Annotated in this window: 13 protein-coding genes; 1 reads left to right on the top strand and 12 read right to left on the bottom strand. The window is 42.9% G+C overall.

Annotation, left to right across the window (positions count from 1 at the left end; all coding sequences use genetic code 11):
- Positions 1 to 53 precede the first annotated feature (53 nt).
- From OC25_RS04400 to OC25_RS04350, 12 genes are all read right to left on the bottom strand, one after another.
- Complete coding sequence (locus OC25_RS04400) at positions 54 to 1,175, bottom strand: glycoside hydrolase family 18 protein (RefSeq protein WP_039472199.1); 1,122 nt, start codon at positions 1,173 to 1,175, stop codon at positions 54 to 56.
- Between the two features lie 4 nt (positions 1,176 to 1,179).
- Positions 1,180 to 2,352: a glycoside hydrolase family 88 protein gene (locus OC25_RS04395; protein ID WP_039472196.1), complete on the bottom strand. Its 1,173-nt coding sequence runs from the start codon at positions 2,350 to 2,352 to the stop codon at positions 1,180 to 1,182.
- Position 2,353: 1 nt separating this feature from the next.
- On the bottom strand, positions 2,354 to 3,544 hold the full coding sequence (locus OC25_RS04390; protein ID WP_039472194.1) for an alginate lyase family protein: 1,191 nt from the start codon (positions 3,542 to 3,544) through the stop codon (positions 2,354 to 2,356).
- 6 nt (positions 3,545 to 3,550) lie between these two features.
- Positions 3,551 to 6,013 (bottom strand): glycoside hydrolase family 2 protein, encoded by a 2,463-nt coding sequence (locus OC25_RS04385; protein ID WP_039472192.1) that lies wholly within the window; start codon positions 6,011 to 6,013, stop codon positions 3,551 to 3,553.
- A gap of 12 nt (positions 6,014 to 6,025) precedes the next feature.
- Entirely contained in the window at positions 6,026 to 7,201 is a 1,176-nt protein-coding gene (locus OC25_RS04380; RefSeq protein ID WP_039472190.1) for a DUF5009 domain-containing protein, read from the bottom strand.
- 471 nt (positions 7,202 to 7,672) lie between these two features.
- Positions 7,673 to 7,798, bottom strand: a complete 126-nt coding sequence (locus OC25_RS28420) for a hypothetical protein (RefSeq protein ID WP_280740757.1) — start codon at positions 7,796 to 7,798, stop codon at positions 7,673 to 7,675.
- Positions 7,799 to 7,810: 12 nt separating this feature from the next.
- A complete protein-coding gene (locus OC25_RS04375; RefSeq protein ID WP_052265955.1) occupies positions 7,811 to 8,884 on the bottom strand; it encodes an endo-1,4-beta-xylanase in 1,074 nt (357 codons plus the stop codon).
- 3 nt (positions 8,885 to 8,887) lie between these two features.
- The gene (locus OC25_RS04370) at positions 8,888 to 10,717 is read right to left on the bottom strand and encodes a glycoside hydrolase family 2 protein (RefSeq protein WP_039472188.1); all 1,830 of its coding nucleotides are present in this window, start codon (positions 10,715 to 10,717) and stop codon (positions 8,888 to 8,890) included.
- A gap of 102 nt (positions 10,718 to 10,819) precedes the next feature.
- The gene (locus tag OC25_RS04365; protein ID WP_039472187.1) at positions 10,820 to 12,538 is read right to left on the bottom strand and encodes a RagB/SusD family nutrient uptake outer membrane protein; all 1,719 of its coding nucleotides are present in this window, start codon (positions 12,536 to 12,538) and stop codon (positions 10,820 to 10,822) included.
- 67 nt (positions 12,539 to 12,605) lie between these two features.
- Positions 12,606 to 15,686 (bottom strand): SusC/RagA family TonB-linked outer membrane protein, encoded by a 3,081-nt coding sequence (locus OC25_RS04360; protein ID WP_039472185.1) that lies wholly within the window; start codon positions 15,684 to 15,686, stop codon positions 12,606 to 12,608.
- A 37-nt stretch (positions 15,687 to 15,723) separates the two neighbouring features.
- Positions 15,724 to 17,427 carry a RagB/SusD family nutrient uptake outer membrane protein gene (locus tag OC25_RS04355; protein ID WP_039472183.1) on the bottom strand — a complete coding sequence of 568 codons (1,704 nt, stop codon included), beginning with the start codon at positions 17,425 to 17,427 and terminating at the stop codon, positions 15,724 to 15,726.
- Positions 17,428 to 17,431: 4 nt separating this feature from the next.
- On the bottom strand, positions 17,432 to 20,572 hold the full coding sequence (locus OC25_RS04350; RefSeq protein WP_039472181.1) for a SusC/RagA family TonB-linked outer membrane protein: 3,141 nt from the start codon (positions 20,570 to 20,572) through the stop codon (positions 17,432 to 17,434).
- Positions 20,573 to 21,042: 470 nt separating this feature from the next.
- On the opposite strand from OC25_RS04350, the gene OC25_RS04345 reads away from it, so the two are divergent.
- Positions 21,043 to 22,065 carry a LacI family DNA-binding transcriptional regulator gene (locus OC25_RS04345; protein ID WP_039472179.1) on the top strand — a complete coding sequence of 341 codons (1,023 nt, stop codon included), beginning with the start codon at positions 21,043 to 21,045 and terminating at the stop codon, positions 22,063 to 22,065.
- Positions 22,066 to 22,165 lie beyond the last annotated feature (100 nt).

Below are 22,165 nucleotides of genomic sequence, written 5' to 3'. Positions count from 1 at the left end.
TTAATTAAATATTTATGGATGCGACACCATGTTCAATAGCACTGAATGCTTTATTATTTTAAACTTTTATTGATCTGGTTGAGCAAATAACCATTTAAATCTGAGTCATACTCCCAGAACATTACCCCACCCATTCCGTTTTTGAGCACATAAGCACATTTTTCTTTTACCGATTGCTCATCATCGAATGTCATGTATTCTTGTGTAGCAGCGTTGTAGATATATGGCGCTTTGGCCGCTTTATCGTAGTATTTGGTAAAACCTTTTTGGTTCACGAGGCTATCTTTAATAAAAGTATACCCCTTTCCGTACCTGCTGCTTAATACCGTATCACCTAATCCTTTTGTGGCGCCGGGGCTAAGCGTAAATGCCCTGCTGTAAAAAGCAATCCCCATTACCAGTTTTGCCGGCGGAACACCTGCGGCCACAAACTCGCGAAAGGTTTTATCCGCATAATTTTCTGCCGGATGGGTTTTAGAATTGTACAAATTGGTATGGTGCCCTGCTAACCTGCCATGATAAAAATCGTAAGTCATCAGGTTCACAAAATCCAGGTATTGCTGGGCTTTATCCATTTCGGTATGGTTGATGAAATTGGTAAAACCTCCAACAGCTATAGTCAAGAGCTTTTTGGTTCGTTCCTGTTTTTCAAGTGTATCGAGCTCCAAACGTAATTCTTTAAGCAAGAGGGTAAAATTCTGCTTATCTTCAGGCCTGAAAACATTACCTTCTTCACCGGCAATTGCCGGATATTCCCAATCAATGTCTACCCCATCCAGCTTATATTTTTCGATGATTTTAACGGCGCTGGCAGCAAAAGCCTTGCGCGAAGTATCCGTAAGCGCAGCATCTGAGAAATTTTCGCTCCAAGCCCATCCTCCAATCGAAATCAGGATTTTAAGTGCCGGATTTTTACGTTTAAGCAGGTTAAGTTGCCGCAGATTAGTGGTATCGGTGGCTTCGCGATGTAAATAAGCACGGTTGTTTTTTACATCAACAAAAGCATAATTAATGTGTGTGAGTTGCTCAGCAGAAATTTTACTCACATCAACCAGGCCTTTATAACCACCAACGTAGCCAATCACTACCTTATTTTTGGGGGCGCGGTCGGTACGCATGGCCAGCAAAATGCCGGCTACTGCAAACGCAAAAATAAATAGCTTTAAAGTTTTCATCTTCTTAGTTTTTACTTCTCAATAAAGCTTCCAGATAGTAATAATCAGCATAGTTAATCGGCACATCTATCTCCGATTTAGCCGGGCGGTGACCTGTGCTGTGCTCGAGTATAAAACCATAATTATCGCCAATTTTGCTGGTGTATTTGGTGCTCAAGCTGTATAAAATCTTATCGGCTGCTGCTTTGTATTTTTTTGCATTATTGCTGTATTTGGCTAGCTCGTAAAGTGCCGAAGCCGTAATTGCTGCTGCAGAAGCATCTCTGGATACCTCCGGGATTTTAGGATCGTTATAATCCCAGTATGGAATGCCATCGGCCGGGGTAATTTTACTGTTTAATATAAATCCTGCAACACCATCGGCCTGAGCCAGATATGCTTTATTTTTTGTTTCGCGGTAGCACATGGTATAACCGTACAAAGCCCATGCCTGGCCGCGGGCCCATGCCGATTCGTTTGCATAGCCCTGCGCAGTTTCCTTCTTACGCACATTACCGGTTAATGTATCGTAATCAACTACATGATAAGAGCTAAAATCCGGTCGGAAATGATTTTTGAGCGTGGTATTGGCATGTGAAACGGCAATTTTATAGAAAGATGAATCGCCGGTTAGCTTAGTGGTTTCGAACAGCAGCTCAAGGTTCATCATGTTATCGATAATTACCGGAAACTCCCATTTCTTACCACTGTGGTCCCATGACTTTAAAACTCCTGATTTGGCATTAAAACGCGTAGAAAGCGATTTTGCTGCCTGAATAATTACTGCTCGGTAGGCCGGATCGTTAGTTAAGCGGTAGCCATTGCCAAATGGACAATAAACCATGAAACCCAAATCGTGGGTTCCTTTGTTAAACTGCTCCTTTTTAATATCTTCGGTATACTTCCGGGCCAGATCGAGCCACTTTTTATCTTGGGTATATTGATAAAAATACCAAAGCTCTGCCGGAAAGAAACCACTGGTCCAGTCTTTAGAAATGACCATTTTAAACTCGCCATTTTCTACAGTGCGGGGTGAAACCAGATTAGGCTTTATTTTGCGTGCCGAATCTACATTTTTAACCAATACATCGGTTTGTTTGGCTGCCGCGGCAAATGCCTTCTTCACATCGGTTTTTTGTGCTTTTACTGTGGTGATAAACAGCATACTTAGTGCCGTTAGCATTATTTTCATGTTCATATTATAACCAGATTAAAGGGTTACGGATAGGTAAATTTCTAATTACTTCTTCTACCTGTGGCTGATGGTCTAATTTGGCCCAGGTGGCATACCAGTTGCCTTGATTGAATTGTACAGCGCCAAACAACAAAAAGGGTTGTGCTACCGGCCAGTTTTCCCAGTACATCACATCTGGCGCTAGCGTCCATTTGCTTTTATCCGCAATAAAAGGGTATAAATAGGTCAACCCCTTTTTAATGGATTTGCCATCGGCAGTTTCGAAATTCCAGAGGTTATCTTTGGGAGTTGACAGGATCTGGCAAAGCATGGTCATGGCATCGAGGTTAAAAATCGAATAGCCATAAGGTTTGGTGCGGGCCATTTCAAGCGGAAAACGGCCGTCATTGCCCATTTGGTTAGGCAAAAGAATGGCTTTATAACTGTTGCGCAGCGAATCTAGCATGCTTTCGTCGCCACATAATTTAGCAAAGGATGCCACCTGCATGGCCCAGCAAGTGGCGTGGTTATTCTTTACGGTTTTTTCCTGAATACCAGGCTTGCTGGTATTTAGCCATAAGGTATAGTCGCTGAACCATTTTTTTACGCCTTTCGCGGTTTCAGGATCAAAAGCTTTTGCTTTTTGCATCACCAGCGCTCCCTGCGCCACTTCCATTAAATGTATGGTGTCGATAATGCCGTAATTACGTCCTGTAAACCGGCCTTTTACCGCCTGAGCGAAAAGCAGGTTTGGATTCATCAGCGTTGCTGAATTGATAAACCAGGCTTGAAAGTGTTTAACGGCTTGCTGCACATATTTTTCATCTCCGGTAACTTTATAAGCCGATGCCAGGGCACCTATGATCTTGCTAAAACGGATCATGGCTTTACGGTGGGCTACAAAGTTATCGGGATTGGTCATTCCATCTCGGTTAATGTATGGTCCGTCAGGATTTTGAGGATCGGGCCAGAAATAATCGGCTTCGGAGAAAAAATCGTGCTTACCGCCTGCACTTCTTGGCGATGAAGAAGTGGTAATGGTAATCGGGGCTTGTTTCATGGCCCAGGCAGCTTCAGTAAGGATCTGCTTTTTTAATAAAGCTGTAGCTTCTTTTTCTAAACTACCTTTCTTTGTAGTTTGCTGGGCGGCTGAAGTTAAAACTGTTGCAAGCAAACAGCAAGCCGCCAGAAACAAAGTGGAAATAATTCTTTTCATGCTAAATTATAGTGTGGTGAATACTGTTTTTAAACCTTCGGAAGCAACCGAAACCATGCTTTGCCCCTTGTTTAATTTAACTTTAATAATTGCCCTGCCGTTGTAAGCCTGCACTTTACGTGAACCAGACGAAGTACCCTGATTGTCAATTAATTTACCATCTCCGGTTAAACCAAAACTAATCCAGTTGATGGCATCTAAACAAAGTACATTGTGGCTATCCAGCAGCTTCACTTCTACCGTAGCAATATCGCCCTGCTGATCGATTTTCTTCAGTTCCAGCTGACTTGGTTTGGTCCATTTTTCTGTTTGATAGGTAAATTTAATTTCGTCGGTCACTGTTTCTTTACCTTTTTTAGCGATAACCTTAACGGTATTTTCGCCTTTTACAAATGGCAGGTTCCAGCGCAGACCGGCTGCAGGGTAATCCTGACTATTTCTCTTTTTAGTGCCAAAGCTTTTGCCATTGAGGAAAATTTCGGCTTCGGTACAATTCGAATATACCTTTACCATTTTTTCTTCGCCTTCATCTCCCCAGCGTACCGGCCAGCTATGCCCGTAAATGTGGGCCATGGGCTGACTTGTCCAATATGACTGAAAAACATAATAAGCTTCTTTTTTGGTAAAATCGCGCTCAACTACCCCTTTCTGGTTCATATAAGGCACCGGGTTATCGGAACGCACGGGAGTAGAGAAATCTTTAAAAGGCCAGTAGGCTGTACCACTTAACCAGGGCATATTTTCCTGTTCTTTTAAGTGCCAGTCGATTAAATTGGTGATATAAGATTCGCTCCAATCGCCATCTTTAGAAATCCTGGCTGCACCACCGTATAGCGAAGCATCGCCTGCCCGCTCATCGGTTGCGCCGCCTGTTTTAATTTTACTTAAAGCTTTATCGGGATTCTCTGAATGGCGTAAAGCATGACTATCTCCACCCCACTCTACGTGCAAAAAACGCTTTACTTTGGCAAACTCATCTTCTGAAGCTTTTTTATAATCAGTGAAAGCCCCACGGTACCAACCCGCCCAGATCGAAGGAGAATATACATCCACAATATCACTGCAAAAATCGCAACGGCGAATGGCCGTATAGCGCGATTTATCCAGTTGATGCGATAAATCATTCAGTTCTTTCATAAAAGCCCTGATTTTTTCTTTGTCAAATTCCGGAAAATCGCCGGGCCAGTCGTTTTCATTACCCATTCCCCAGATAATAATGGCGGGATGGTTGTAATGTTGTTCTACCATATTGGTGAGCATCCTTTTCGCTTGTTGCTGATACACCGGACCACCTAATCCGCCACGGCACCAGGGAATTTCTTCCCAAACCATAATCCCCAAACTATCGCAAAGGTTTAAAACAATGCGCGATTGCTGGTAATGTCCCAGTCGGATGAAATTAACGCCCATATCTTTCATCATCTGCATTTCCTGGCGGATCATGCCCTCGGTCATGGCGGCAGCTACTCCCGCATGATCCTCGTGACGGTGCATACCACGCAACAATAAACGCTGTCCGTTTAGTTTAAAAGGGCCTTTTTCTACAAATTCGATATTGCGGAAACCAATTTTCTCTTCGCCCCTGTAATTTCCGGCTGTAGAGATGACTTCATATTGCAATGTGTATTGTGCAGGTTTATCTGTTGACCACAATTGCGGTTTCTTTACTTCGACTGTCCGCAAATCTAAATCGCCGCTTAAATTCCCAGGCTTCTCTGTGCTTTTAGCTACAATTTTACCAGCCGGATCAACCAACTTTAATTCAATTGTGGCATTATTTAAGCCTGAAGGATTATACAAACGCGTTTTTACATTCAGTTTACCCAATTTCCCCTGCGCATCAACCTCGGCCTTAGCAAACATTTTATCAACCGATAAAGGTGGCGTGTAAACCAGATTAAGGTAACGGTAAATACCACCATAAACATTAAAATCAGAGAGATCGGAAGGAATCATTTCCAAATCGCGCGAATTATCAGTACGTACAGCAACCGGCACCTTTCCTTTAAACTGCTTCTGGTAAACTTCCGTTTTCTGGAAAGCTGCAACAGCATCGGTAATATCAACCGTCCATTCATCATAACCACCTACATGCGTGGCTACTTTTGTGGTGTACACATAAACTTCGGTTTTTTGTCCGGCACCTTCAAAATGCAAAATGGTGCGTCCGTTTTGGTATGGATTTTCAATTTTCAGGTTGGTACGGTACCAGGCTGGTCCCTGGTAATAGTTTACATCAGGATCTACGGCATCTTCGGCGTTTACACAATGTGGCAGGCTTACTTTCTGCCACAGCGGAACAGACTCGGGATTACCTAAACCCACAGGCCGCACAGCCTCCCAAATCCCACCTAAATCTTGCTTTAAAAATTCCCAGTTGTTATTTAACCTTACCGATTGCTGCGCAAACAATAAATTACTGAATAACAACAAAATAAACGAACCTATATACTTAATTTGTTTTAACATCTATTTTAAAAATTAAACTTTTAAACGCAATTTTTTCTTTTCCAAAAAGGCCACAATACCAATTACCAGAAAGGAAATAAAAACTGACCTGAGGATTCCACCTACACCGGTATTTAAGAAATGCGGGTAATGAAAATGTACAATCCCCATCAGGGCATATAGCAGATACGGAATGAGGTAACAGGTTAAAGTACTTGTTCCGGCAGGTTTGATCCATTTAAACCAATCTTTTTTACCTTTCACATCTACCAGAAAAATCAAGCACTCAAAAACCAGGATAGAAATGCCAAGACACACAAATACCCAGGCCGGAGTGGCATAAATTTTAGAAATACCACCGGCATAAGGCCTGATAAACATACCGAAGCAAAAAGCAAGCAAGCCGTAAAAGGCAGTTAAAAACCAAAAATCGGCTGATTTGCCCGCTCCTGTGGTTTTCGTATATAAGGTAGCGAGCAAAGCACCTGCAAGCATTAATGTGATGGAAGAAGCATCGCCCACAACTGGAATATGCAGCTTTAGCAAGCCCAAATGGCTGCTTACATTAATACCTGCAAAAAGCGTAAAGGCGACCATGAGTGCAAGTAAACTGGAACGGCACAATAAAAATACCAGGGCCGAAACGAGATAAGCCCAGCCAATAATACCCAATATACCCCACCAATGTGGTTTTAAACCCTGCGGATCTTCGGCACTACCACCTTTGTAGAGCAAGGCCATGGCAGCCAATAATACAACCCCCAAAGCAATAAAGCTGTATTTTTTTGTTCTCGAAATATCACCTGCATAATCTAACCAGATGAGAAAAAAAGCCACCGTAACCAAAAGCGTATACACCGGGTATGGTAATAAGGCTAATGTTTGATTGTAATTTTCTAAATTAACATGAAAAAAGCCCATCAAAATGAGCGCCAGCGACCTTAAGGCAATGTAGCCGATGAGTTGCCAAACGTTATCGCCCTTTTTCTTTCTGTTTGCCAAAGCGAAAGGTAGAGAGAGCCCTACAATAAACAAAAAGGCAGGAAAAATGAGGTCAGAAAAGCCCATTCCATCTACATTGGCTTCGGTATGCTTAATCCATTCCGGAATATGCGATACGCCGGCCACGTCGTTTACAAAGATCATCAGCAACATGGTGATGGCCCTTAAAACATCTATCGATAAAATACGGAGCGGTAGTAGGCTCATGTTATTTAGGAATTAGTATTTTTTTATTTAACCATAAAGGCACTATCTGCACAAAACAAATTATTTCTATTCAATGGTTGGTGGCTCACCAACCAGCTTAGGCTCATCTTGTTTTTCGTGCATAGGCGGCTAATATTATTTGCCACGGAAACACGGAAGGCACGGAGTAATTCATTTTTCTCAACGCTATGGTTCGTGTCCACACGAACCATTTTTATTTAACCACTATGGCACTAAGTACACAGAGCAAATTATTTTTATCCTATCCTACTTCACTCACCCTTTGCGTGTTTCTCCGTGCATATGTGGCTAATATTATTTGCCACGGAAACACGGAAGGCACGGAGTATTTCATTTATCCTATTTAGTCCTTCTAAACTCTATCATCATGCTGATCCGATAGTTATCGGATTTATTTCAGCACCTCTCAACTAAAGCCACTCTTTCTCAATCAGAGACCCTGAAATAAATTCAGGGTGACGTATGAGTGGGATTGCTCCAATGGTTGGTGGCCCACCAACCAGCTGTACCATCCTGCGCGACCGTAGCGGTGGCAGAAAGGCCTAAAATTAAAGCCAGTAAAAAATATTTTCTCATGGATATATTTTGCTATTTAACGCCGTCTAAAATTCCCTGATAAGCTGCTTTACGCTGATATTGTGCATCGAATGGCAAAGGCCAGTCGGCACGTTTATAAAATGATAAAATCCAGCTATCGCCGTCGCTAACATTCCATTGCGTAATGCCAAACTGCTGATTTTTAGGAATGGCATTGTAAGCTTTAACAATGGTTTTATATTTGGCGGCCTGTTGTTCGGCTAAAGCGGCAGTATAAGTTGCTCCGGGTGTATTGGCCGGATTAAGCGAGATATCGATTTCAGAAATATGAACTTTTAGTCCGGTTGCCGCAGCAGTAGTTATCGCGGCAGTTAAATTAGCATCGCTTTGGTTTACATTGGTATGCATTTGCAGGCCAATCCCGTCAACCGGGATGCCTTTACTTTTTAAACCGTTAACCAGATTGATGATGGCGGTACGCTTGTTAGCACTGTACTCATGACCATAATCATTGTAAAAAAGCAGGGCATTCGGATCTGCCTCATGCGCATATTGAAATGCCCTGCCAATATAGTCGGACCCCAGTTTCTCCAGCCAGATGGTGCTGCGCAGGGTGCCATCTTCGTTAACCGCTTCATTTACCACATCCCACGAAGCGACTTTACCTTTAAAATGCCCAACCACAGTCTGGATATGGGTTTTCAATAAATTTTCCCATTCGGCGGTGGTTCCCTGAAAGTTTTTAACCCAATCGGGTAGCGACTGGTACCAATTCAAAGTATGCCCGTGCACACGTTTGCCATTGGCCAGTGCAAAATCGACCAGGTAATCGGCATCAGCCCAGGTGTAGGTATCTTTAGCAGGATGTACCGAAGCAAATTTCATTGCATTTTCGGCGGTAACGCTATTAAATTCTTTAATTACCAGATTACGATAACTGGCATTGCTCTTTAACAAACTTACATTTAAGGCTGCTCCCATGGGGAAAGGCATATTTTTCTGCAAGCTTTCTTCTACCTTTATTATTGGAGTATCGATAGCGGTACTCTTGGCACAAGAAATGATTAACAATGATGCCGAAAGCATCAATTTTGTAGCAAAACCAATTGTCGTAAATCTGTTCATTGTTTATTTGTATTTGGCCTGCATTTGGCCGTAAAAATCTTTGAGTACGTAAAATGCTTTCTTTTTCTTGCCGGTTTCGCTAATTAAACCTTTGCGATTCCAGAAATTCTGGTAAATAGGATGCTGTCTTCTTGGCGAACGGAAATCGGTTAAAATCCATGGTGTCATGCCACGTAAGGCACCAATTTTACTTAGTAGGGTAATCTGATTTTTGTATAAGGCTTCCTGGTATTCTTCACTCCAGCGTGTATTTTCATCGGCGTGGAAACCACCTAAGGCATCGCCGCCAAACTCTGTAATAACCACTGGTTTTTTGTACTTGATATCGAAATTGTATTTGGTAATTTCTGAAGGATTGCCTCCCCAATACCAGCCCGCGTATTCATTAAAGCTCACCAAATCTATTTTCTCACCCAGAGGATCGTTTAAAATGATGTTATTTCCGTCACGGTGTACTTCCAGCGCCGCTGCAACCAAACGGGTATCATCCAGTGTGCGGGCAGTTTCGGCCAGGTTGCTCATAAAGCTTAACCGTGCACTGCTTAAAGGAGTTTCGTTTCCTATCGACCATACAATTACACTGGCGCGGTTTTTATCGCGTACAATTAAATCGGTAAGCTGCTGTTTAGCATTGGCATAAGTAGCAGGATTTGTCCAGCTGATGGTCCAGTAAACTGGAACCTCGGCCCAAACCAGCAAGCCCATCTCATCAGCCAAACGGATCATTTCTTCGTTGTGCGGATAATGTGCCAAACGTACATAGTTACAGTTCATATCTTTTGCCCACTGCAACATCATGCGCATATCGCCTTCTGAACGTAAACGGCCCGCCAAAAGCGGGTTTTCATCGTGCAGTGAAATCCCTCTTAAAAACACCGATTTACCATTCAACAAAATGCTGTCGCCGTCTACCTGAATGGTTCTGAAACCAATTTTATCGTTAATATCTTCTTTATCGGTTTTAATGTTTACGCCATAAAGCTTAGGGCTTTCCGGCGACCACAAACTGAGGTTGTTCCAGGTAAATTCATCGGTAATTTTACCTTCACTATCGGTTTTATATTTTTTCTCTAACTTAAGTTCGGGAATAGACAAAGTAACCTCCTGACCCGAAGTGGCATCAGCCAGTTTTACACTGAAATTTAACAGGTTATTGTTGCCTTTAACCAGCTGAAGTTTATAATCGCTGATGAAATGTTCCGGAAATTCGGCCAGGAAAACATCGCGGGTAATGCCGCCATAATTCCACCAGTCGGTATTTACAGTTGGAATTTCGTCCTGCTTGCGGATATTATCAACCTTAAGCACGATTGAATTTTCGCCTGCTTTTAAATTACCGGTAACATCGAACTGGAAAGGCGTAAATCCACCTTTATGTACCCCTAGCTTTTTGCCGTTCAGATACACATGTGCCTCGTAATTTACCGCACCGAAATACACGAAATATCTTTTCCCTTTTTCGGGTTTTGCATCAAACTTTTTGCGCAGCCAAACATTGCCTTCGTAAAGTTCTAATTTTTCTGATTGCGAATTCCAGTCGCCGGGAACATTCATTTGCGGCGAATGGTCGAAATCATACTCAATCAGTTCTGACTTATCTTTTTGTACTTTATCATCAAAATAGCCACCGGTTCCGGTTTTTGATTGATCGAATGGTTCGTGACGATAATCGTAATAACCGTTTTCGTAAGGATCTACAATGTAATTCCATTTTCCATTCAGGCTCTGGATTTTACGTGCCTGAATATTTTGTATAGCCGTAACCTGACCGTAACTGATTGATGAAAGAAGCGAAAAGCAGATTATAAATACGCTATAGGTTCTTTTTAGCATAACTTAAGTTTTTATTAATTATTTGATTATCCCAAAACTAACAATTAATTAACGGACGGTGTTTCCACCGTCCGCCTAAATTTGAGCAAAATCTAGTTTTTTTTAATAACCGGGGTTCTGTCCCAGCTTTGGTGCCTTATTTAATTCGTTCTGAGAAATGGGATATAAGTAGTTTTTAGCCGTAAAAACCCGGTTTTCTACGGTAAAAGGCGCATAGGTAAAGGTGCCAGGGCTAACCTGGGTAATCCGCATTCCTGTAACAGCTTTGTTAAATGTAATTTCGCCTTCTTTCCACCTGCGCACATCGTAAAAACGTTGTTCTTCGAAACAAAGCTCTACCCTGCGCTCGTTACGGATGCGTTTACGCAACTCTTCTTTGGTTGGCGCCACATAACCGTTTGCAGCCGGATTGGTGGTTTGCAAAGCAGGCATGGCTACCCCAGTTCTGGCCCGTATAGCATTTAAACTTGTTAAAATCTGCGTCAATGCACCGGTACCTTGCGCTTCGTTTAAGGCTTCAGCGTAATTTAAAAGTACTTCTGCATAGCGGAAGAAAATCCACGGGCGACGTACAGTAGCACTGTTACCGGCCCACGATGCACTTTCGCTCAGGTATTTACGCATATAATAACCGGTTTTTGTTGCATTTACGTTCAAACCCAAACCATCTTTACCACCTACAAAAGTTTCAACCGGCTTACTTTTAAAAGTTGAGCCATTGTACATGATGGCAAAGTTTAAACGCGGATCGCGGTTGGTATAAGGTGCTGTTGCCGAATACCCGGAAGCAGCATCGCTAATCATTCTACCGGTGGTTTTCATTTCAAAAGCATCAACCAGCTCTTGTGTGGGGTTGGTACGGCCATTAGCGGCATCGTAACTCACCGGTGCGTTGTTCTGCTCAATGGTATTGGTGTTTAAAGTTGCCGTAGCAAAAATGGTTTCGTTATTGAAAGCACCATTATTCCATAACCAAATGTTAGGATAAGAAGTGTAGATACCATGCTTACCGGTATCGATAATCCGCTTTGCCGCATCGGCTGCTGCCTGCCATTTAGCCACATCTCCTCCCGGGTTATATTGTGGACTAGCCGCGTACAACAACAAACGGGCTTTAAGTGCCATAGCCGCAGTTTGGGTAGCTCTTCCACGCAATGGTGTATTCCATTCGGTTGGCGATAAAGGCAAGCGTAAAATGGCTTCCTCGCAATCAGCCGAAATCTGTTTTACGCAGTCGTCGAAAGAATTTCTGGGTAAATCCAGATCATCGGTTACCGTAAGCGTACGGGTTACAATGGCAAAACTGCCATAACGTTTAAGCAATTCGAACTGGAAAAATGCACGTAAAAAATAAGCCTGACCTTTTAAGCGTGCAATTTGTGGCTCCATCCCCTGATTTGCCGCATTGTTTAACGGAAAAGTTTCATCTGCAGGCACAATTACCGCCCCATCTATATTTTCGAGAAACATATTGGCCTTGCGGATGCCTGAATACATGGCAAAATACACATCATCAAAAGTTTTAACGGGGCTCCAGGTGCCATTGTTTAAAATGTTAACTGATGAGTTTTGGTTGGAGTTTACGGCCTCATCAGAAGCTGAAGCCAGCAATGCACCATCGTCAAGATCGTAACGATCAGAAAGTGATGCATAAACATTGTTCAGGAAATTACGGGCATAATCAGGATTGGCCCACAACTGCGCCTGGGTAATATCGTTCCCCCCGCTAAACTCGCCATCCTGAAGAAATCCGCTTTTTTTACATCCTGCAGAGCAGCTTATGGCCAGAATCAGGATTGAATAAAATATATTTTTTTTCATCTCTTTTAGTTTTTTAAGGTGAAGCCTGCCGGAATTTGCATCCCGATCGGCTTCACGGTCTTAGCTGTTAAAATTTCAAATTCACACCGAACGAATATATTTTCATGTATGGATAAGATGAATTGTAACCCGACTCCGGCAATTCAGGATCGATTGGCAAATCGCCCAGTTTATCGAAAGTGAGCAGGTTTAAGCCACTGGCATAAAAACGCAGTTGTTTGATTCTTAACTTTTTGATAAATGAAGGTGATAAGGAATAACCAATCTCTACATTTTTTAAGCGAATATAATCGCCTGATCTGATCCAGAAATCGGAAGCAGCGGTATTGTTACCCCGATCGGTTAACAACAATCTTGGATAAGGCGCTCCGGGATTATCTGGCGTCCAGCGATCTACACTAAACTGGTTTAAAAAGCCATTATTGGTATTGCCTGCATTTACGAGCTGCTGTATGGTAATGGAGCGGCCGCTGGTGCCCTGAAACAAGAAGTTAGCATCAAAATTGGCATAAGAGACTGAAGCACCGAAACCGAAATATGCTTTGGGAACAAAATTGAAATCGGTTCTTACGCGGTCAAGATCGTTAATTACACCATCTCCATTCTGATCTACATATTTAATATCGCCGGGCTTAACATCTTTAGATAAGATCTGCTTTGCCGAAGCATCAATCTGTGCCTGGTTTTGGAAAATACCATCAGAAATGAGCATCATACTCACGTAACCTGCAGCTGTATTGGCAGTAGCTGCCGGAGAAATTACACTAGAAATGGGATGCCCCAGCTGCTTTTGGTAATCAGGTAATCCGGCACCTTCGTTAATGGCCAATATTTTACTGGTATTGTAAGTGAAGTTACCAAATACGTTCAGGTTTACGCCTCCCAGTTTTTTATTGAAATTGATACCGGTTTCGAAACCTTTGTAAGATGCCTCACCCTCGTTAACATAAATTAACGACTGGCCCAACAAACTTGGCAGCAGCGATGCGGTGGTTAAATCTTTGCGGTCTTCGTAAAAATAATCGGCACTGATGGATAGCGCCTGTTTAAACATTTTAGCATCGAAGCCTACACTGGTTTTATAAGCTTTTTCCCAGGTTAAGAAAGGGTTAGCCAAAGCCAGCTGGCCCGAGCCGCTTACACCGGTATAACCCGTACCAAAGGTATAACCTGTAGCACTTCTGGTAAAGAAATCGTTGTAAGCAAACCTTCTGGCTGTGCCAATGGCATCATTACCCACCAGCCCGTAAGAACCCCTGATTTTTAAGAAATCGAGAAAGTTTGTCGAACCTTTCATAAAGTCCTCGTCGGAAATGATCCATCCTGCCGATGCAGCAGGGAAGAAACCATAACGCGAACCTGGTGCAAAATTCTCCGAACCAGCATAAGCAGCAGTAAGATCCAGAAAATAGCGCTGCATATAATTGTAAGATAAGCGGTTAGACCAACCCTCGCGACGTACATCTAAACTCCCGAAAGAGGCATAGTTTGCCCGCGAAACACGGGTGCTGAATTTAATATCATGCTTACCAAAGATTCTGTTGTAATCGAAACCAGCCCAAAACTCACTTTTACGGATATTACCCGAAAATGCATTGGCCTGATAATCGACCTTAACCGGCGTACCGTAAGTAGTGTAAGTACCATCGGCTTTTAACTCTGAGGTGGCATACTGCTGACTAAAGCCCGAACGGTATGCACCGGCAATATCGTAAGCATAAAATACTTCTGCTGTCAGGCCTTTTAATATGCCATCCATTTTCTGACGGGCGCTTAAGGTGGCCATCATGTTACGTACCAGATCGGTACTGGCTCCCCTGGCCTCGAGCATGGCTTGTGGGTTATTCTGGGTAAATATCGATGTTCCGCCATATGATCCGTTTGGATTAATAACCGGAAAGGCATTGGCAGGAGTTGAATAAACCGTTGATAAAAAGGTTGCTGTACCAGCATTAGGAAAAGTAAGATTGGTAATCCTGCCGCCGATATCCAAAGCTACATCCAGGTTCTTGTTTACATGCAAATCGATGTTGGTCCTTAAATTATAGCGGTTAAAATCGGTATTGGCATCATAAGTATCGTTATGGCCACCCTTATAAAAACCTCCTTGCTGATAAGCGCTCAGCAAAGTATAATATTTAATAAAAGCATTACCACCGGTAACTGTAGCCACATAACGCTGCGTGGGTGCTACACGCTTGGTAAAATCGCGTACAAAGTTGTTATTTGGATATTTGATGGGATCTGAACCATCCTGATAGGCCTGTAAAGCTGCCGGACTGTAAACAGCGGTGCCACCGCTGTTAATAGCAGCCTCGTTATATAAACTCGCATAAGTGTACGCATCTAATGGCGCAGCAATTTGCAAAGGAGCCTGTAAACCTGCCTGCGCATCGAAAGTAACGCTGGTAGAAGTAGCACTGCCCCTTTTGGTTTTTACATAAATTACCCCATTTGCCGAGTACATGCCATACCAGGCCAGTGTTGCCGCATCTTTTAATACACTTACACTTTCTATTTCTCCTAAATCCATCGATCTGAAATCGCGCTCAATACCATCTACCAGCACCAAAGGCTCCTGATTGCTGTTGTAAGAAGAACGCCCGCGGATTAAAAAGCTCGATACATCATAACCAGGCTGCTGCGAACCGCTTGGATAAATGGCCAGTCCGGGTAACCTGCCGGTAAACACATTGGTTAAAGATGAAGACGGGATTTGCGGTAAATCATCGGTAGTAATGGTACTGATGGTAGCCGTAACTTCTCTTTTCTTCCTCACCCCAAAAGGGATGTATACATTATCATTGTCGCCGGCATCAATAAGTGCTTTGGTTAAAACAACATCACCTTTGCTTACTTCAGCCGCTGGTTTAAGCACCATCAGATAACCTACATATTTAAAAACAAGCACATCGCTGGTAGAGGTTGCAAGCGTAAAACGTCCGTCGGCACCAGTGGTAACCGATTTATTGGTCTTATCTTCCTGAATGGAGATTGCTACACCTGCCACAGGCTTTTTGTCCTGATCTACTACCCTGCCTGTAACCGTAAGCTGCTCATCAGGTGTTTGGCTGTAAACGTTTAGCACGCAGGCCCATAAAAAGAGCAGGCAGGCTATATATTTATATTTTGATCTTAATAATTTCATTTTTCAATAATCTTTTAGCGTTACATTGATTAACTCACTACTCCCAACCCGGATTTTGTGTTAATACTCCTTTGCTTTTGTAAATTTCTGCACGCGGAATGGGGTACAGGTTTTGCTTTTCGGTCCAGGTTTTCTGGAAAGTCTGGCTCAATACAAAAGGGGTATACACAAAGGTTCCGTTGGCCTGTTTAATCACATCCATGCCTTTCATTGGTACCCCAATGGTGGTAGCGCCAATTTTCCAGCGCATGATGTCGTACCAGCGATGATCTTCAAAAGCCAGTTCAATTGCACGTTCATGCCTGATGGCGGTACGCATTTCATCCTGGGTCATGTTGGCTTTAAGCCCGTAAAGGTTATCGGCACCTGGTTGAATGCCAGCTCTTTTACGGATATCAACCAGCTGTTCGTAAACTGATGCATCAGCACCTACGGCTTCGTTTTGTGCCTCGGCATAGTTGAGCAATACTTCTGCATATCGGAAATAAATGTAATTGAGCAAGGTGGTACTTCCGCCTACGGTACGATATACCTCAGGCCAATATTTTTTGCAATAGTAGCGTGTTGCGGTATAAGTAATGGTAGTACTGTAATCTAGTGCTCCGGCCGGCGATGACCACATCTGGATGGCTCTACCTTGCCATGGGCGATCGTTATAAATGATGTTATCGTAAAAACGAGGCTCGCGGTTGGCATAAGGTTTCTGCGGATCGTAACCTGAAGTTGGATCGGTAATGGCTTTTCCATTGGCCATTTCGTACATATCGACATGGTTTTGAGTCGGGTTCATTTGTCCCTGCGCACCACCAGAACCTGGCGACATTGAAAAATCCTGCATCATCTCTCCGGCCAATGGCGTATTGCCTTTAATGCGGATCATGATGTATTCTGATGAAGTAGGCACATTTAAAATATCGCCATAAGTGGCTTGCAGGGCATAAGGACCAAATTCGCCATTCATTAATCTTTGCGCAGCAGCGGCAGCAGCAGCCCATTTGGCTTTATCGCCGGTTGGGTTATTTAACGGACTTGCCGCATATAAAAGCACGCGGGTTCTTAAAGCCTGCACAGCGCCCTTGGTAGGTCGGCCATAATCTGCAGCGGTATAATCGGCATCGTTACCCAATTTGGTTTCGGCTATAGCCAGATCGGCCAGGATGTATTTGGTAACCTCATCAAACGAACTCCGTGGTAGATTTAGCTCATCGTTAACGGTGTATACCTTATCAACAATAGGCACACCACCAAATCTTTTGGTTAATTCGAAATAAGACATGGCGCGTAAAAAACGCATCTCGCCCTCTACCCTCACCGGTTGAAAAATAGGAACAGTAGCAGGTGGCGCTGGCGGAACATCAGCCAAACGCGAAAGCATTTTGGTTTCGATGGCAATACCAGCGTACATTCTTTTCCAGATATCGTAAATATCGTTTAACGAAGCTCCGTTACTGTGATCGTGGTACAAACCCCGGTTTAAAGTGGTTACCGTACCTTCCGAATTGCCCGAAACGGCCTCGTCTGATGCCTGCGCTACGCAACCGCGGTGATCATTAAAGCGTACATATTTGTTAATTACATAATTATAAGCATTATCTGCAAAGCGGGCAGCCTGTGCCGGATCTGCAAAAATTTCGTCCTCGCTCAAAGCCACACCAGGTGTTCTTTCCAGGTAGTCTTTTTTGCAGGAAACAGCAAACAGCGTTAATAAAACAATGGCTGTATATATCTTGTAGTTTTTCATGAGCTTAAAATTGAACGTTTAAACCAAAATTGTAAATCCGCGATGTTGGATAAAGCGCCTGTAGCGGGAATGCCGTGTTAATGGTGTTTACATTCTCCGGATCGATGTAGAACTTATACTTGGTCCAGGTGTAAATATTCTGTCCCTGTAAGAAAACCCGCACATTGCTTAGTTTTAAGGTACTCATCCACGATTTTGGAAGTGTCCAGGCCAGCTCGATATTCCTGATTTTTAAATAAGCTGAATTTTGTAAGGTAAAATCGTTTAAAGCATAATTTAAAGATGCTGTACCCCGGGCATGCAATGCTGGCCAGGTGGCTGTTGCAGCAGTAGCCGGTGTCCACGAATCGAGCATGAATGGATACATTTGCTGGCCATTATTCTGCTCGTTTAAAATTACGTTTGAGCTTACGTTAGCCACGCCCTGAAATAAAGCTGAAAGCGAAAATCCTTTATAACTCACCCTTGGACTAAAACTATAAATATATTGCGGGGTATTGGTATAGCCTATGGCATCCTGATCTAAATTGGTAATTACGCCATCGCCATCCAGGTCTTTGAATTTTAAATCGCCCGGAATTGGATTGTATCCCGATAGCTTAGGTGAAGCTGCGATATCTGCTGCCGACTGGAAAAATCCATCGGTTTTATAACCAAAAAACTGACCAACGCTGGTACCTTTTCTGGCCAGTGAAAAAGGCATGCCATCTGGTTCATCGTTCTCCAGGATTTTATTTTTATTGTAGCTCAACTGCGCATTTAGGCCAAAGGTTACGCTACCCACTGTACGCTGGTAATCGAGCTCAACTTCGTAACCTTTATTGTACACTATCCCCTTGTTTAAGTTGGGGTAAGCATGCCCGAATAATGCAGAGCCGCTCAACGCTGGTGTTAAAATATCTTTACGGGTTTCGTCAAAAAGATCAACGGTTAATTTCAGGTTATCGCTCAGGAAACGCGCTTCCATACCAATATTTCTTTTGGTACCGGTTTCCCAGGTTACTTTATCGTTCCCTAAGGCGGTATCGCCAATGTAAAGGGTTGGATAATTAACCAGAGCCAGCGGATTGCCGAATGGCGCACCCGAATTGGCGGTGTAGGTAGTTAAGAACAAGAAACGGTTATCCGAAATCCTGTCGTTACCAACCTGCCCGTAACTTCCCCTGATTTTTAAATAGGTTAGCACATTGTTCTTTTTCCAGAAAGGCTCGTTAGTAAGCGTCCATCCTGCCGATACTGCCGGAAAGAAACCGTAACGTAAACCTTCGGCAAAGTTTTCAGATCCGTTGTAAGAACCATTGAATTCGGCAAAGTAGCGTTCATTATAATTGTAGGTAACCCGGCCAACAACACCCTGCGAGGCACGTGGCGGAGCCGTAAATGGTGTAGCGCCGGTAGTGCGGATGAGCTGGCGTGTACCCAGTAACAATCCGCCCACGTTATGTTTCCCAAAATCGCGGTTATAATCAAAACCGGTTTGCAGGTTCATGTTGGTACTTCCGCTGGTTACCCCTCCATCCTGCACTGCACCTAAAGGCTCGTCGCGGTTACGGGTATCGGTTGATAAGGTAGCCTGCCCTGTTGCCGGATTGTAAACATAAGCCGCCCAGTTGGCATTTCTCCGCTCAATATTGTTGTAATAAGAATCGTAGCCAAATACCGTTTTAAAGCCTAAACCCTTGGTAATAAAACCCAGTTTATAGTTTAAATTAAAAGTACTTTCTATGGTGTTGTTATCATCGTTACGGGTTCCGAAACGGGTTAGTACCGCAAACGGGTTCCAGATGTTGGTACCAATGTTCGGATTTGCGGTGATCCTGCCATCAGGTAGCGTTACCGGATAAGCATACGCCGGCACCTGCAAAATACGCGAGATCATCCCCTCAATGGTATCATAAGAGAAAGCCGAAGAAGATAATAATCCTGCTGGCTGATAACGGTTGGCAAAACGGCCGCCCAGTTTAATCCCAACGGTGAAATCTTTGTTCAGCGTTAAATCTACGTTCGAACGGAAATTGTAACGGTTGTAATTGGGTACAGTATTGATGCCATAAGGTGAATCGAATTTCTTGAAAATACCATCCTGGAAAGCATAACCTGCAGAAACAAAATACTTGGCAATTTTAGTACCGCCGTTAATGTTAATGTTATGTTGGGTTTGGGCATAATACTTTTTAGTTAAATAATCGAACCACTGTACATCGGGGTAACCGATCGGGTCTGAACCGTCTTTAAATTTTTGCAGCTCAGCATCGGTAAAAAATGGTGCTTTTCCATCGTTTACGTATGATTGATTTAATAAAGATGCATTTTCAAAAGCGGGTAAACCAACAGCCAGGCCGGTATAGGTTTGCATGGCAATGTTACCGGTGTACGTTACTTTCGGCTTACCAATTTTACCTTGTTTGGTCGTTATCACGATGATACCGTTCGCCCCCCTGATCCCGTAAATGGCTGTAGAAGCCGCATCCTTTAAAACCGTTACCGATTCAATTTCGCTTGCATCTACATCCGAAAAGCTCGGGCGCTCTACCCCATCTACCACTACAATTGCAGCATTGTTCGATCCGTAAGTGGCCACACCACGTACCTTTAGCTGCGCTGCATCGGCTCCGGGTTGCCCACTGGTTTGCACCGCCAGTAAACCGGGTAAACGACCAATTAAGGCATTTGTAGGACTTGGAGTTGGCGATTTCATTACCTCTTCGGCACCAATCTGTGCCACAGCCCCGGTTAAAGTAGATTTTTTCTGCACGCCATAACCCACCACAATTACTTCATCCAACCCCTGCGTATCATCTTCCAAAACTACATTTAATACGGTTTTATTGTTTATAGCTACATCTTTAATTGTGTAACCTACATAAGTAAATGTTAAGGTAGCGTTACCTGCAGCTTTGATCGAAAATTTACCGTCGTTATCGGTAACAGCACCTTGTGTAGTACCCTTAACCCGAACACTTACGCCTGGCAGGGTAACTCCTTTTGCATCTTTTACTGTACCATTTACTGTGCTTTGTGCAAAGGCAGTAAACGATGCACTCATCAATAAAAGGAATGTTAAAACATAAAGCACCTTAACCCTTTGGAATCGCTCCGTTCCTACACTGGCAAAAGTCCTTTTTAAATTGTAAAGTATATCCATAATTATTATCAATATTTTAATCTGTTTGGTTAAAATTTAATGCATAGCATATCCCTTCCGGTTCATTTTTATTGCCTGGAATCAATAAAAGGAACAGGTTTATGTATTTTGCAGCCAGCTTAAAAATCGGGCTGACAGCTGGGAAATTAGTTTGTCTTTAGCTAAAGCCTATGCGTCTTGAGGATGGTACGATCTTATCTTCAAAAAGTAACATTTTTGAGATAAATCTACGTAAGCCTGTTCAGCCAAATTTGGAGTCTTTGCACTTGCCATGATCATACAAAAACAATTGTGGGATGATTTCATCATATTTACTTGGTTAGTTTGAGTTAGTGGTAACGAATGTAGAAAAGCTAAAAGGATAAAAGTCTTTCAAAATAGCTTAAAAGGCCATAAAATCAATTGAAACTCATTTCAAACGTTTGAAATAATTGTGTTTTTTTCTTAACTATGCATTGAGATTGGAAAAGATGACGAACAATACCCCTGTTACCCTGAAGTTCCTGGCTGAAAAGTTAAAGATGTCAGTATCAACAGTATCAAAAGCCCTAAATAACTATCCTACCATAAATGAATACACCAAAAAACGTGTTCAGGAGATGGCTCGCGAATTGCATTTTACGCCCAACAAATCGGCCATTAATTTAAAGGAAAAGAAGTCGCGCATTATCGGTATTATTTTACCCAATCTTTTAGATCACTTTTTTACACGCAGTATTTATGGGGTTGAGCAGTTTGCAACCCAAAACGGCTACAATGTCATCATTAGCCAATCGCACGATGATCTGGAAAAAGAAATCCAATCGGCCAACATGTTGCTGCGCAGCCGCGTTGATGGATTGATCGTTGCTATCTCTAAACATACACAGGATTTTGCGCACCTCGACCAGTTCGAAAACATGGGCATCCCGGTAGTGTACTACACCCGCAACCCTAGTTTTAATTTAAGCTGTCATAAAGTTTTAGGCAACACCTTTCAGGGCTGCTATAAAGCCACCCAGTTTTTAATTAACCGCGGGCACAAAAAAATTGCCTATCTGGGCGGACCAAAAATGATCAATTTTACGCACGATCGCTTTAATGGCTACATCAATGCGCTAAAAGATAACGGAGTGCCTTTTTCGGCAGATTTGGTAGCCTATACCGATTTTGATAAAGAAAATACCATTTCGGCTATCCAGAACCTTTTCGACAATCCACAAAATACACCTACCGCCCTGGTTGCATTTAAGGAACCTATTTTGTTCGATGCCATTAAATACCTCAGGTCGATCAATCATCCCAACCTGGATCAGATTGAATGCATAGGCTTTGGCAACACTTCTTTTATCAGCTATTTAGATTCCCCACCCATTGCATCAGTTGAAGAAAATCCCGAATCGGTAGGCGAAAATGCCATTAAACTTCTGCTTCAGCTTATCAATAGAGAAATTGATATGGAAAATTATCAGAAAGTGATGGTGGATTGTAAGTTGATTGTGCACGAAGCATAATTTAAAAAAGTCAGAGGTCGGAGGTCCGGAGTCGGAAGACTGAGTACGGAAAAATACCATAAAGAAATTAAGACAGTTAAGAAATATATGCTGTAAAAAC

It is taken from the genome of Pedobacter kyungheensis (assembly GCF_000812965.1).
GTDB lineage: Bacteria > Bacteroidota > Bacteroidia > Sphingobacteriales > Sphingobacteriaceae > Pedobacter > Pedobacter kyungheensis.
This window is presented reverse-complemented; position numbering and strand designations above follow the sequence as displayed.

What these genes read in the sequence shown, in the direction of transcription:
- OC25_RS04400 (WP_039472199.1), bottom strand. Translation starts at nt 1,175, where the DNA reads ATGAAAACTTTAAAGCTATTTATTTTTGCGTTTGCAGTAGCCGGCATT.
- OC25_RS04395 (WP_039472196.1), bottom strand. Translation starts at nt 2,352, where the DNA reads ATGAACATGAAAATAATGCTAACGGCACTAAGTATGCTGTTTATCACC.
- OC25_RS04390 (WP_039472194.1), bottom strand. Translation starts at nt 3,544, where the DNA reads ATGAAAAGAATTATTTCCACTTTGTTTCTGGCGGCTTGCTGTTTGCTT.
- OC25_RS04385 (WP_039472192.1), bottom strand. Translation starts at nt 6,013, where the DNA reads ATGTTAAAACAAATTAAGTATATAGGTTCGTTTATTTTGTTGTTATTC.
- OC25_RS04380 (WP_039472190.1), bottom strand. Translation starts at nt 7,201, where the DNA reads ATGAGCCTACTACCGCTCCGTATTTTATCGATAGATGTTTTAAGGGCC.
- OC25_RS28420 (WP_280740757.1), bottom strand. Translation starts at nt 7,798, where the DNA reads ATGAGAAAATATTTTTTACTGGCTTTAATTTTAGGCCTTTCTGCCACC.
- OC25_RS04375 (WP_052265955.1), bottom strand. Translation starts at nt 8,884, where the DNA reads ATGAACAGATTTACGACAATTGGTTTTGCTACAAAATTGATGCTTTCG.
- OC25_RS04370 (WP_039472188.1), bottom strand. Translation starts at nt 10,717, where the DNA reads ATGCTAAAAAGAACCTATAGCGTATTTATAATCTGCTTTTCGCTTCTT.
- OC25_RS04365 (WP_039472187.1), bottom strand. Translation starts at nt 12,538, where the DNA reads ATGAAAAAAAATATATTTTATTCAATCCTGATTCTGGCCATAAGCTGC.
- OC25_RS04360 (WP_039472185.1), bottom strand. Translation starts at nt 15,686, where the DNA reads ATGAAATTATTAAGATCAAAATATAAATATATAGCCTGCCTGCTCTTT.
- OC25_RS04355 (WP_039472183.1), bottom strand. Translation starts at nt 17,427, where the DNA reads ATGAAAAACTACAAGATATATACAGCCATTGTTTTATTAACGCTGTTT.
- OC25_RS04350 (WP_039472181.1), bottom strand. Translation starts at nt 20,572, where the DNA reads ATGGATATACTTTACAATTTAAAAAGGACTTTTGCCAGTGTAGGAACG.
- OC25_RS04345 (WP_039472179.1), top strand. Translation starts at nt 21,043, where the DNA reads ATGACGAACAATACCCCTGTTACCCTGAAGTTCCTGGCTGAAAAGTTA.